Genomic DNA, 12,465 nt, shown 5'->3' on the forward strand with positions numbered 1-12,465 from the left:
CGCCTCCCCCTCCGGGAGACGAGCACCGGTTCTCGGCTGAGGAGCGGGGGACGCAGCGTGAGCGGCGCGAGGCGCCGCCGCGACTGCGGTGGGAGGGCTTCCGCAGTCCCGGACGCGAGGAGTCGCCGACGCCCGCAACGACGGGCGCCGGTGAGCGACGGAGCAGGGCGGGAGCGGTGACCGGCGATCCGCGTTCCAGCGGATCGTCGCGGCGCGGACGTGGGGCGCTCTGTGGATCGTGGGCATCCGTGTGGGCCGACCGCGGGCGAGCGACGAGCGGAGCGAGGAGCGAGCCACAGTAAACTCGGCGTCATGGAGATCGAGATCGGGCGCGCCAAGCGTGCCCGCCGCGCGTATGCCTTCGACGACATCGCCGTCGTTCCGAGCCGCCGGACGCGCGACCCCGAGGTCGTGTCGGTGAAGTGGTCGATCGACGCGTACCAGTTCGCAACGCCGATCCTCGCGGCGCCGATGGACTCGGTGGTCTCGCCGGCGACGGCGATCCGGCTCGGGCACTTGGGCGCGCTCGGCGTCCTCGACCTTGAGGGCCTATGGACGCGCTACGAGGACCCGGAACCGCTGCTCGCGGAGATCCGGCAGTTACCCGCCGAGTCGGCGACGCAGCGGATGCAGGAAATTTACTCCGCACCGATCCGCCCCGAGTTGGTCACCGCACGCCTGGCCGAGATTCGGGCGGCGGGTGTCATCGTCGCCGGAGCGCTGTCACCGCAGCGGACCGCGGAGCTGTACCAGAGCGTCGTCGACGCCGGTGTCGACGTGTTCGTCATCCGTGGCACGACCGTCTCGGCCGAGCACGTCTCCCGCAACACCGAGCCGTTGAACCTCAAGAAGTTCATCTACGAGCTGGACGTGCCCGTCATCGTCGGTGGCGCCTCCACCTACACCGCGGCCCTGCACCTGATGCGTACCGGGGCGGCGGGCGTCCTGGTCGGTTTCGGGGGCGGCGCCGCCTCCACCACCCGCACCATGCTCGGCATTCAGGCCCCGATGGCGACCGCGGTCGCCGACGTCGCCGGCGCTCGCCGCGACTATCTCGACGAGTCGGGCGGGCGCTACGTGCATGTCATCGCGGATGGCGGCCTCGGCACCTCCGGCGACATCGTGAAGGCCGTCGCCGTCGGCGCGGACGCCGTCATGCTCGGCTCCGCACTCGCTCGCGCGACCGATGCTCCCGGCGGGGGTTGGCACTGGGGAGCAGAGGCGCACCACCCCCAGCTTCCGCGCGGCCGCCGCGTCGAGGTCGGCACGGTCGGCACCCTCGAGCAGGTCCTCTACGGCCCCGCCACCGGCGCCGACGGCACCGCGAACCTGATCGGTGCCCTCCGCCGCTCGATGGCAACCACCGGATACTCCGACCTGAAGGAGTTCCAGCGCGTCGAGGTCGTCGTAGCCCCCTACCAGCCGAGCTGACGCTCACCGAGCGAGGGAACCCCGGGCCGTCGAGGGCGCCCTTGATAGCGGGCTCCCTCGACGGCCGGTGGTTCCCTCGATGCGGCGCACCCCAGCGCGGGCCAGCCGGACGAGCAGAGGTCGGCTGTCGTAGGCCTCTCGCCAGCCCCAGCGGACGACCCGGTGGCCGCGGGCGCGGAGTCGATCCTCCCGGCGCTTCTCGGCCAGCAGCACGTACTCGGGGGAGCGACCCCGAAGGAACGCGGGGTCGGAGTACTTGTGGTCGCCGTCCGCTTCGCCGACCACCTCCGCTTCCTCGAAAAAGAAGTCGACTCTTCCGGCGAGTCCATCATCATCGTGCACAGGATGTTGCAGCACTGGTGCGGGTAGTCCACCGCTGTGCATCGCCACCCGGCTGATCGACTCTAGCGGCGTTTCGGAGGCGGGATCGGCGAAGGCGATGACCGCGGCGCTGGTCGTGCGGCCGCGGGAGCCGGGCGGCAGCTCCGCGTGCCGACAGAGGAGCTCTTCTCGCCTGAGTAGGGGTGACCCGTCCTCATCGACGAGGCGGAGGGCGTGATCGGCCGCGACGACGGCGCGCCGGAAGGAGGAGAACCGCGCCAGATCGAAGACGGTCTGCGCGAGGTCGGAGACGGCGAGTCCGTCGATCAGTGCGAGTGAGGGCAGACGCGCGCTCCGATGCTCCGCGACGCCGTTCCGCGTCCGGCTACCGACGTCCGTTGCTCCCTCGACGTGGACGGTCGCCGCGAGTGGTTCGACCAGGGGGAGCCCCCAGACCGCCGCAGCCGACTCGCGGAGGAAGAAGGGCGCGGTCCAGGTCGCGGCCACGGCGTCGATCCGCGCCCGTTGCCGCTCGTCCACGGAGGCTTTCCCCCACTCGCCCGCTCGCACGTACACCCCACGGCGCAGCCGCACGAACTCGTCCGACCGTCCGCAGCCCTCGTCCTGAAAGATCTCCACCGCACTCATCCCCCCACTCTCCCCTTCCCCCCGCTCCCTCCTACCCCCTCCCCCCAATCTGTGGAAACCCCCCACCCCCCTGTGGATAGTGAGGGAACCCCGGACCGTCGAGGCCTCCACGATTAGCAGGCTCCCTGGACGGGTCGGGGTTCCCTCGACAGGAGGGAGGCGCGCGCGCCTAAGCTAGTTCGGTCACCGAGTCAGCAGCGTCGCACGGCGCGGAGGGAGCACGCATGGTCGAGGTCCGCAGGGTCAAGCTGCCCGGTGTCGGAGTGCTGCACACGTTCCTGACGGCCGACGGTGGCAAGGTCGGCGTGATCGCGCACCGGTCGGGGCACAGCGACCTGATCACCTTCGCCGAGGGGGACCAGGACGGCGCCAAGGTGTCGCTCCGTTTGAGCGATGACGAGGCGCACACACTCGCGGAGCTGCTCGGCGGTACGCAGATCACCGAGTCGCTGACCGCGCTCGACCAGATCCCCGGCCTCTCGATAGATTGGTTCACCGTCGACTACGACGACCACATCGCCGGTCAGCAGCTCGGCAAGCCCGCCGACCGCGGGATCGTCGGCCTCACCGTCGTCGCCGTCGTCCGCGGGGACGCCGCGAATCCGGCGCCGGCCCCCGACTTCCGGGTCTTCCCGGGCGACACCCTCGTGGTCGCGGGCAGCCCCGAGAAGGTCGCCAAGGCGTTTGCCTTCTTCCGCACCGGCAGCTTCGCCAAGACGGTCGACGCCCCGCCCGGAGCCTGAGGATGCACCACGGCGAAGACCTCATCGTCCTCGGCCTCCTGTTCGTCGTCGCCTACGTCCTGGGCCGTCTGGGGAGGACGATCGGGCTCCCGGCCATCCCGATCTACATGGTCGTCGGGCTCCTCGCGAGTCCGAACTTCCCACTGTTCCCGCTGGACTTCGAGCCGAGCTACATCGAGCTGACCGCGGTCTTCGGCCTGATCCTGCTGCTGTTCAACCTCGGCCTCGAGTTCGACCAGGACGAGTTCTTCGGCAACGCCGTGCGGCTGATCCTCTCCGGCGGCTCGTACATCGCGGTCAACATGGCCGTTGGCCTGGGCTTCGGCTTCGCGCTGGGCTGGGGGAGTCGTGAGGCGCTGATCATCGCCGGCATCACGGCCACGAGTTCGAGCGCGATCGTCACCAAGCTGCTGATCGAGCTCAAGCGCCTGGCGAATCCCGAGACGCCGATGATCCTGGGCGTGACCGTGGTCGAGGACATCTTCATCGCGGTGTACCTGGCGATCGTGTCCGTCGTGCTCTCGGGCGAGACCGAGCCGTGGCCGGTCGTGCTGAAGCTGTTCATAGCGTTCGCGTTCCTCGTCGTGATGTTCTCGGTCGCCCGCTGGGGCGGGAAGGTCGTCTCACGCCTCTTCCGCACCCGCGACGATGAGCTGTTCACCATCCTGTTCTTCGGCCTCGCCCTTCTTTTCGGCGGGATCGGCGAGGTCCTCGGAGTGACGGACGCGATCGGCGCGTTCCTGATCGGTCTCGTGATCGGAGCGACGCGGTTCCGCTCCCGGGTCGAGCACATCGCGATCCCATTGCGCGACGTGTTCGGCGCCTTCTTCTTCGTCAACTTCGGGCTGGGGCTTGACCCGGGTGCGTTCCCGAGCGTGGTAGTCCCGGTGCTGATTGCCGCGGTGATGACGATCGTGCTCAATCTTGGCGCCGGGCAGTTCGTCGCGTGGCTGAACAAGCTCGGGCCGCGTGCGGGATTGAATGCGGCGTTCATCCTGCACAACCGCGGCGAATTCGCGCTCATCCTCGCGACACTCTCGCTCTCGGCCGGGCTCGACGAGCGGATTCAGCCCTTCGCGGGCCTGTACGTGCTGATCATGGCGATCGTGGGACCGATCCTGGCCTCGCGCTCCGAGAGCATCGGCGCGCTGCTCTCGCGCAGGAGGCATCACGCGGCACCGGCGGCGATGTCGGCGATGGACGACGAGGACTTCGCGCTCGTGGAGGCCGCGATGGCCGCACCCGCCGCCACCGCCGAGGAGGCCTTCGCTCCTCCGAGACGCCCCGCGGAGCCGGACGAGCTGGACGACGAGTTTCCCGATCCGATGCGGCAGGTCTTGATCGACCAGGCGATGCAGCAGTCCGACGGTGCCGACGACTCCCGCCCCCGCCGCCCGCGGGAGCCGGACTACTGATCCACGGACCTCCCACGCTCACGGGTTAGGCTTCCTGGGGCCCGCGGGACACCGCGCGGATCGAAGTCGGACGAGGGACGAATGATGCAGAGCACGCTCTGGCAGGTGGCCAGGCGCCCGCGCTGGATCGCCGCGCTGCTGCTCGCGCTCCTGGTTGCCGGGCTTTTCGCTGGGCTGGGCCAGTGGCAGGTCGGCCGTGCGGTCGAGGCCGCCGCGCCCGACTCCGGAGTGTCGGAGACGACGCTCCCGCTCCGGGAGGTCGCGACCCCCTCCCGCTCGATTACGGCCACCGCCGACGGCCAGCGCGTGGAGGGTTCCTCCGCGTTCGTGCCGGGCGGAGCCGAGATCCTTGGTGGCCGCCTCAACGGCGAGCAGCCCGGCTGGTGGGTGATCGCCCGCACCCGAACCGCCGACGCCGATCTGGTGCTCGCCTACGGCTGGACTCGGGACCAGGCGCGGGCGCAGTCGGTCGCGGACGCGCTGAACAGTGGACGCGAGCAGGCACCCTCCTCCTTCTCCGGCCGCCTCGTCGCGAACGAGGCCGCCGAGGCACCGGCCGAGGGCCTGGACCCGACGACGCTCACCGCGCTCTCGATCCCCGCGCTCGTGAACCGTTGGCCGGACCCGCCGCGGGACGTCTATCTGGGCTATGTCGTCATCGACGAGCCGGTCGCGGGCCTGGCGGCCATTGACTCCCCGGCTCGCGTCAGCGACGTCTCGCTGAACTGGCTCAACGTCTTCTACGCGATCGAGTGGGCCGTGTTCGCCGGCTTCGCCCTCTACCTCTGGTTCCGCCTGGTCAAGGACGCCTGGGAGCGCGAGGCCGAGGAGGCGCTCGACGCCGAGGAGCGCGCCCGGGCCGCCGGGGCCGGGTCGCCCGCCCCCGCATCGTAAACTGGTCGCCATGCCCCTCGAGCCCAAGCCTGCGCAGTTCCCTGCGATCCGGAGCGCGCTGCGCTTCTACCGGGTGACCTCGATCATCACCGGCGTCATGCTGCTCCTGCTCTGCGCCGAGATGCTCCTGAAGTACGTCCTCCACCTCGAGCTGTTCGCGTTCGGCCAGCAGGGCGTGCTGCACGTCGCCCCGATGTATGAGGTTCCGGGGGGCGAGTACAGGTCGAGCGGCACCGGCGCGAACGTCTCGACGGGCATCCTGATCGCGCACGGATGGTTCTACGTCGTCTACCTCTTCGCCGACTTCCGCCTGTGGAGCCTGATGCGCTGGCCGTTCGCCCGCTTTGTCCTGATCGCGCTGGGAGGCGTGGTGCCAACCCTCTCCTTCATTGTCGAGACTCGTATCGCCCGCGAAGTTGAGCAGTACCTCCAGCGCCGGAGCGCCAACACTGACCCGAATACCCCGACCGACTCCGTGGAGGCCCCCCATTAGCGAGCAGCCCACCGCTCCCCAACCGCACCTGTCCGAGCAGCCGGTGCTCGTCGTCGACTTCGGCGCGCAGTACGCGCAGCTGATCGCACGGCGGGTCCGTGAGGCCAACGTGTACTCCGAGATCGTGCCCTCAAACGCGACGGCCGCCGAGATCGCCGCGAGGTCACCGGTGGGCATCATCCTCTCTGGCGGCCCGTCCAGCGTGTACGAGGAGGGCGCCCCGCAGCTCGACCCGGCGATCTTCGACCTCGGGGTCCCCGTCCTGGGCATCTGCTACGGCTTCCAGGTGATGGCGAAGACGCTCGGCGGCGAGGTCGCCAACACGGGGCTGCGTGAATACGGAGCGACGGACGCCGCGATCTCGACCAACGGCGGCGTGCTCCTCGGCGATCAGCCCGCCGACCAGACGGTGTGGATGAGTCACGGCGACTCGGTCGCCCAGGCGCCAGAGGGGTTCGAGGTTCTCGCCTCCACCACCTCCACCCCGGTGGCCGCTTTCGGTAACGACGAGCGGCGCCTCTACGGCGTGCAGTGGCACCCGGAGGTCAAGCACTCCGCCTACGGCCAGGCCGTGATCGAGAACTTCCTGCACCGTGCCGCGGGCATCCCCGCCGACTGGAACTCCTCCACTGTGATCGACGACCAGGTCGCGGTGATCCGCGAGCAGGTTGGCTCCGGCCGCGTGATCTGCGGCCTCTCCGGCGGAGTCGACTCCGCTGTCGCCGCCGCGATCGTGCATCGCGCGATCGGCGACCAGCTGACCTGCGTGTTCGTCGACCACGGCCTCCTCCGCAAGGACGAGCGTCGCCAGGTCGAGGAGGACTACGTCGCCGCGACCGGTGTCCGCCTGGTCACCGTCGACGCGCGCGAGCAGTTCCTCGACGCGCTCGCCGGCGTCAGCGATCCGGAGCAGAAGCGCAAGATCATCGGACGCGAATTCATTCGCACGTTCGAGGCGGCTGCCGAAGCGCTCGTGCTGGAGGCGAAGGGCGAGGGCGAGTCGATCGACTTCCTCGTGCAGGGCACGCTCTACCCCGACGTCGTCGAGTCCGGCGGCGGCACCGGTACCGCCAATATCAAGTCGCACCACAACGTCGGCGGGCTCCCGGAGGACCTGCAGTTCGCGCTCGTCGAGCCGTTGCGCGCTCTGTTCAAGGATGAGGTCCGGGCGATCGGCCGCGAGCTCGGCCTCCCCGAGGCGATCGTCGGACGCCAGCCGTTTCCCGGGCCTGGACTCGGCATCCGCATCGTCGGAGAGGTCACCCAGGAACGGCTCGACCTGCTCCAGGACGCCGACGCGATCGTCCGCGCCGAACTCACCGCCGCCGGCCTCGACTCCGAGATCTGGCAGTGCCCGGTCGTCCTCCTCGCGGATGTCCGCTCCGTCGGCGTCCAGGGCGACGGCCGCACCTACGGCCACCCGATCGTGCTGCGCCCCGTCTCCTCCGAGGACGCGATGACCGCCGACTGGACCCGCCTGCCCTACGACCTGCTCGCCCGTATCTCCAACCGCATTACCAACGAGGTGAGCGGAGTGAACCGGGTCGTACTGGATGTGACGTCCAAACCCCCCGGCACCATCGAGTGGGAGTAGCCCCGCGGGCCTCCGCACGGTCATCTGCGGCGTTGTCGTCGGTTGCGATACCGCTGGTATCGCGCCCTTCTCCGCCTTGCAGCTGACCGCGCGGAGGCCCGCGGGCGGGGCGGGGCGGGTGTGATTTGCAGGGGATTTGGCCGCGGAGGCGGATCCTGCGGCTTGCGATGGTGTGAGGGGCGAGAAGACCCTGCGAATCGTGCGGAGTCCTGCGAATCGTGCGGTGGGGCGTACGGTGTCGGCCCGGGAGGGGGCTAGGCGGGGGTGTCGAGGACGCCGATGAAGCGGGTGCCGATGCCGTCGTACTCGTCGCGGCGGTGGCCCTCGGGGTGGTGCGGCCAGGAGGCGGGGGAGTGGTCCTCGCAGACGAGGAAGGTGAACTCGGGCCACCACTTCTTCGGGCGGGCGGCCTCGGAGCGGCCGCAGACGGTGCAGTCGAGGCTCACCCATACCGGACGCCGACCGGTGCGATTTGCGCGCGACTGCACCAGCCACGCCGGCGGATCCTGTTCGAGGGCGGCCAGCTCCTCCTCCGAGAGGCGGGTGGGGATGCCGTGCCGCGTCGCCATCTCGAGGGGGATGTCGAGGCGCTGAGCGGCCTCGCGACGCGTAATCATCCGGCCACCCTAACCCAGCGCCGGGCGCTGACCCGGAGGCCGCAGCGACGCGCGCGACAGCAGCCACTCCAGCGGACCCTGCCCCACGAACCGCCGCCACACCACCGCGGCGACGAGGGAGCCGATCGCGAACACTCCGAGTAGGGACCAGCTCCGCCACGCCTCGAAGTCGAACGGCTCGTAGGGCACCAGGTAGATCGCTAGCGCGACGAGCTGGAGCGAGTAAATCGTGAGCGGCATGGCGCCGACGGCGGCCAGCGGAGTTGCGGCCCGCGCCAGAAGGGTCAGCCGCTGCAGGAGGGCCGTCAGCGCTCCGATGGCGACGCAGGCGACCCCGCCCGCGCCGATCAGCTCGGCCGTCGTGCTCGCGTGTGCCTCGACCGCCTCCGGCCCACCCTGTAGCAGCCCCCGCCATAGCCGAGGACCGCCGCCACGGCACCACCGACGACGGCCCAGCGCTGAGTGGTCGCCGAGCGGATGTCGGAGCGCGCGATCAGCAGCCCGAGGATGACGTACGCGGTCCACGACGGGACCGGGTAGTACTGGGTGAACCAGTTCAGCGGCTGCGCGGCGAGGAGCGCCTCAGTGGGCGGAAGAGCCGAGAGCCAGGTGCCGCCGGTGTCGGCCAGCGCGTCGACCGCGAGAGGACCGGCGATCGCGGTTACCGCGACCGGCACGGCCAGGAGCGCCCGGGGCAGAAAGAGCAGGAGCGCGGCGACGAGGAACATCACGCCGTAGTGCGGCAGGATCACCGCAATGGGCGTCCCGAGCAGTGTCAGGGCGGCGCCGAGGATGAGCAGGTACAGCCCGCGGAGCAGGATTGACCCGGTGTCGCGCCAGGGGTGAAGGGAGCGGCCGGCGCCTCCGGTTATCAGCCCGATCGACACTCCGGCGAGTACGGCGAAGAGGACCGAGCTGCGTCCGTTCCAGAGCATTTCGATCTCGACTGGAGCGAGATGGGCGGCGAACATCCCGAGTACGGCCAGCCCGCGCGCGACATCGAGGCCGACGATGCGGGAGTCTGCGGCGACACTCATCACTCCATCGTGCCAGGCCCGCGGGCAGAGCATCCGGGCCGGCGGCGAGGCTGACAGGGAGCACAGACGACGACGAGCGCCCGACCCGGAGGTCGAGCGCCCGTCGGACGTGTCGCGCTGAGCTACTCGGGGACGATCTGCTACTGGCGGACTGCTACTGGCGGAAGATCGCGATGAGGCGCAACAGCTCCAGGTACATCCATACGACGGTGACCAGGATGCCGTAGGCGCCGGTCCATCCGTAGATGCGGGGGAGGCGGTTGCGCACGCCCTGCTGGATGAACTCGAAGTCCATCACGAGCGAGTACGTGGCGAGAGCGACGGCGATCAGGCCGATCACGATACCGATGAAGCCGGTGCGCAGACCGAAGCCGCCGCCCACGCCGAAGAGGCCCAAGCCCAGATTGACCAGCGAGAAAACCGCATAGCTGATCATGCCGATAAAGAAGATCTTGTTGAGCTTCGGCGAGGTGCGGATCTTGCCGTTCATGAACAGCGCCAGGGTGACGCCGATCACGATGACGGTCGCCATGAGGGCCTGGACGACCGCTCCGGCGTACGCGCTCTCGAAAAAGCGGGAGATCGCTCCGACACCGATGCCCTGGGTCGCGGCATAGCCGAGGATCAGTGCGGGCGACGGGACCTTCTTGAAGGCGTTCACGATGCCCAGGACCAGTGCGACGAGCACGGCCGGGAGCATCAGCTGCGGGACGAACCAGCCGACGGCGGCACCCGCGAGGAGCACCACGAAGGCGAGTGCCGTCTTCGCGAGAGTGTCTTCGACGGTCATCCGATCGGTCTCGACCGACCCGGCGGCCGGGCGGCTGTACATCTGGTCGAGCGTGCCGGGGGAGACGTCAGGGACGTCCTGCACGCGGCCGGCGTAGCCGCGGTTGCTGAACTCCGGGCGCCCGAAGGCCGGATTGTTGCTTGCCATGGTTCCTCTTCTTTCAGGTGCGCCGGTCTCCGAAGGAGCTCGCGAATCTGAGTCACTGTGGGTGCGGGGTGCGCCGCTATGTTCCCGAAGGAATCGCGACGATGACCACTACCTTATCTGAGAGCACCTCTCAGAGTCTGGCTGTTCTCTTCGAGCGGACCTCGACTCCGCTGCGAGTCGTACGAGCCCACACGTAGGATGCCCGCATGCCCGCGCGCTTGTCCCCGCTCGTCATCGGCCACCGAGGCGCGAGCGGTTACCGCCCCGAGCACACCCGCTCCGCATACGAGCTGGCTGTTGCGCTCGGCGCCGACGCGCTCGAGCCCGATCTTGTGGCCACTCGCGACGGCGTCCTGGTCCTCCGGCACGAGAACGAGATTTCGGGCACGACCGATGTGGAGCGGCGCCCCGAGTTCGCCTCGCGGCGCACCACCAAGCGGATCGACGGCCGTGAGATCACCGGCTGGTTCACCGAGGACTTCACCTGGGACGAGCTCTCGGTGCTCCGCGCCCGCGAGCGGCTGCCTTCGGCACGCCCCTCCAGCGCCACCTTCGACGGGCAGTTCCCCCTGCTGCGCTTCAGCGAGCTGCTGGCGCTGCTGGATCGGGCGGCGCAGGACGAGCCGCTCGCGCCGCCGGGGCTCGTCGCCGAGATTAAGCATGCGACCTACTTCGCGGCGATCGGACTGCCGCTGGACGTGCTGCTGCGCGAGGAACTCTCCGCTGCCGGCTGGGGTCCGCGTGACCCGCGGCTGACGATCGAGAGCTTCGAGAAGACCGTTCTGGAGCGGCTCGCGGTGAGCGGAGTTGGCGCTCGCCGCGTCTACCTGCTCGAGTCGCGGGGAGCCCCGCCGGACCTAGTCGCCGCTCACGGCGCCGCCGCGACCCCCTACTCCGCCTTCACCACGCCGGCTGGGCTGCGCAATCTCGTCGGTGTCGTCGACGGAATCAGCGTCGACAAGAAGATGCTTCTCTCCCGCGACGCGGCCGGACGGGCCATCGGGGCGGGCCCACTGGTCGCGGACGCCCACGACGCCGGGCTCGAGGTCTACTGCTGGACCCTGCGCGCCGAGAACCGCTTCCTCGAGAAGGTGCACCGCCGCGGGAAGGACCCGGCGGAGTACGGCGCCTGGCGGGAGGAGTTCGCGATGATCCTCCGCTGCGGAGTCGACGGCGTCTTCGCCGATCAGCCCGACTTGGCGATCGAGGCGCGAGCCGCAGAGTTGGAGCGCCGGCACCGCCGCTGAGCGCACCCGAGGCGTGGATCGCTGGCCCTCCGGCGCGTGCCGGGCGGACGCGGAGGCTGCGCTGGCATCATCGGGACACTCTGGCCGCAACCCCCGTTCGAGAGGAGGGCCCGTGTCCACCCGCGACCGCATCACCCGCCGCTGGATCACCACCGGCGTCCTCGCCGCGATCGGTGTCGCCGCCGTGTACTGGCTCGCCGTCCTCACGCCGCAGGGCCAGGGCGTAGAGAACTCGGGGCTCCGCGGAGCCGATCTCGTGTTCGGCCGGGCCGCCGGCACCGCGGCGGGAACCCTCGCCGACGTCACTCCGCTCTCGATGGTCGTCGGCGCGCTGCTCGCTGCGGCGATCGCGCTGATCCGTCGGCGGCCCGCGCTGGCCGTCGCGTCCGTCGGCTCCATCGTGGTCACCGCCGGACTCACACAGCTGCTGAAGAACGTGGTGCTCGACCGGCCCGAGCTGGTCGACACCGACTCCTGGTACACCGGCGGCAGCTTCCCCAGCGGGCACACCGCAGCGGCGGTCTCGGTCGTCTTCGCCCTGGCGATGGTCGTGCCCGGGCGAGCGCGCACCGTCGTGCTCTCGCTGGGCGGAGCGGTCGTGGTGCTGGTCGGCAATGTGACGATGGCCGCATCCTGGCATCGAGCGAGCGATGTCCTGGGGCCGACCTCGTCGCGCTGGTGTCCGCCTCCGCGGCCTGCGCCTGGCTGACGACGCGTGCTCAAGTGGGCCGAGCGCCGCGCAAGCACCCGCGACGCGGCGTGAACCGGTTGCTCCTGGCGTGCGCGGTGGTCGTGGTGGTGCTGCTCGCGGCGCTCGCCGTACAGGGCATTCAGTACTACCCGGACGACACGAAGGACCTCGCCGCCTTCGCCCTGCTCCAGCTGCTGGCGGTATCGACTTCGACTCTTGCCGTGCTCGGCTTCTCGCTCGCCTGGCGCGGCCTGGATGTCGGCGGGGCGCTCACCTCGTCCGTGCCGCGGCCGCGGAGCGCCTGACCCGGTCCCGGTGTCGGAGGGGCGATCTACACTCGGAGGGACATGAGCTTTCTCTTCGATCCGAGCGACTCCCGCGCCACCCCGGTCATCGT

At 70.0% G+C, this 12,465-nt stretch carries 14 protein-coding genes; 9 read left to right on the forward strand and 5 right to left on the reverse strand.

The genetic code is table 11. The features are described 5' to 3' along the window. Positions 1–312: 312 nt before the first annotated feature. On the forward strand, positions 313–1,431 hold the full coding sequence (locus C1O28_RS02005; protein ID WP_097167676.1) for a GuaB3 family IMP dehydrogenase-related protein: 1,119 nt from the start codon (positions 313–315) through the stop codon (positions 1,429–1,431). 3 nt (positions 1,432–1,434) lie between these two features. Here the strand turns inward: C1O28_RS02005 and C1O28_RS02010 are convergent, their stop codons facing one another. Beyond that, entirely contained in the window at positions 1,435–2,400 is a 966-nt protein-coding gene (locus C1O28_RS02010; protein WP_097167675.1) for a hypothetical protein, read from the reverse strand. Between the two features lie 224 nt (positions 2,401–2,624). Between C1O28_RS02010 and C1O28_RS02015 the strand changes: the two genes are divergently transcribed. From C1O28_RS02015 to guaA, 5 genes are all read left to right on the forward strand, one after another. Beyond that, the gene (locus C1O28_RS02015) at positions 2,625–3,143 is read left to right on the forward strand and encodes a cation:proton antiporter regulatory subunit (RefSeq protein ID WP_068256939.1); all 519 of its coding nucleotides are present in this window, start codon (positions 2,625–2,627) and stop codon (positions 3,141–3,143) included. Between the two features lie 2 nt (positions 3,144–3,145). Continuing rightward, on the forward strand, positions 3,146–4,558 hold the full coding sequence (locus tag C1O28_RS02020; RefSeq protein WP_097167674.1) for a cation:proton antiporter: 1,413 nt from the start codon (positions 3,146–3,148) through the stop codon (positions 4,556–4,558). An 81-nt stretch (positions 4,559–4,639) separates the two neighbouring features. After that, complete coding sequence (locus C1O28_RS02025; RefSeq protein ID WP_097167673.1) at positions 4,640–5,452, forward strand: SURF1 family cytochrome oxidase biogenesis protein; 813 nt, start codon at positions 4,640–4,642, stop codon at positions 5,450–5,452. 10 nt (positions 5,453–5,462) lie between these two features. Beyond that, positions 5,463–5,945 (forward strand): DUF3817 domain-containing protein, encoded by a 483-nt coding sequence (locus C1O28_RS02030; RefSeq protein WP_097167672.1) that lies wholly within the window; start codon positions 5,463–5,465, stop codon positions 5,943–5,945. 28 nt (positions 5,946–5,973) lie between these two features. After that, on the forward strand, positions 5,974–7,539 hold the full coding sequence (guaA, locus tag C1O28_RS02035) for a glutamine-hydrolyzing GMP synthase (protein WP_097167721.1): 1,566 nt from the start codon (positions 5,974–5,976) through the stop codon (positions 7,537–7,539). Between the two features lie 254 nt (positions 7,540–7,793). Here the strand turns inward: guaA and C1O28_RS02040 are convergent, their stop codons facing one another. The 4 genes from C1O28_RS02040 to C1O28_RS02050 all read right to left on the reverse strand — a co-directional run bounded on the left by C1O28_RS02040 (position 7,794) and on the right by C1O28_RS02050 (position 10,130). After that, positions 7,794–8,156 (reverse strand): DUF5997 family protein, encoded by a 363-nt coding sequence (locus C1O28_RS02040; protein WP_097167671.1) that lies wholly within the window; start codon positions 8,154–8,156, stop codon positions 7,794–7,796. A 9-nt stretch (positions 8,157–8,165) separates the two neighbouring features. Continuing rightward, positions 8,166–8,612, reverse strand: coding sequence for a DUF418 domain-containing protein (locus C1O28_RS02045; RefSeq protein ID WP_244210528.1), 447 nt, complete (start codon positions 8,610–8,612; stop codon positions 8,166–8,168). Beyond that, on the reverse strand, positions 8,504–9,193 hold the full coding sequence (locus C1O28_RS15515) for a heparan-alpha-glucosaminide N-acetyltransferase domain-containing protein (RefSeq protein ID WP_237398250.1): 690 nt from the start codon (positions 9,191–9,193) through the stop codon (positions 8,504–8,506). The genes C1O28_RS02045 and C1O28_RS15515 overlap by 109 nt, the downstream gene beginning before the upstream one ends. 154 nt (positions 9,194–9,347) lie before the next feature. Continuing rightward, positions 9,348–10,130 (reverse strand): Bax inhibitor-1/YccA family protein, encoded by a 783-nt coding sequence (locus C1O28_RS02050; RefSeq protein WP_097167669.1) that lies wholly within the window; start codon positions 10,128–10,130, stop codon positions 9,348–9,350. 206 nt (positions 10,131–10,336) lie between these two features. Here C1O28_RS02050 and C1O28_RS02055 point away from each other — a divergent pair, with 206 nt between their 5' ends. The 3 genes from C1O28_RS02055 to C1O28_RS15520 all read left to right on the forward strand — a co-directional run bounded on the left by C1O28_RS02055 (position 10,337) and on the right by C1O28_RS15520 (position 12,373). Then, a complete protein-coding gene (locus tag C1O28_RS02055; protein WP_097167668.1) occupies positions 10,337–11,377 on the forward strand; it encodes a glycerophosphodiester phosphodiesterase family protein in 1,041 nt (346 codons plus the stop codon). A 112-nt stretch (positions 11,378–11,489) separates the two neighbouring features. After that, positions 11,490–12,086 (forward strand): phosphatase PAP2 family protein, encoded by a 597-nt coding sequence (locus C1O28_RS02060; protein ID WP_127821398.1) that lies wholly within the window; start codon positions 11,490–11,492, stop codon positions 12,084–12,086. Between the two features lie 50 nt (positions 12,087–12,136). Further along, entirely contained in the window at positions 12,137–12,373 is a 237-nt protein-coding gene (locus C1O28_RS15520) for a hypothetical protein (protein WP_244210508.1), read from the forward strand. Positions 12,374–12,465 lie beyond the last annotated feature (92 nt).

Source organism: Rathayibacter rathayi, from assembly GCF_004011095.1.
In the GTDB taxonomy this organism is placed as follows: Bacteria; Actinomycetota; Actinomycetes; order Actinomycetales; family Microbacteriaceae; genus Rathayibacter; species Rathayibacter rathayi.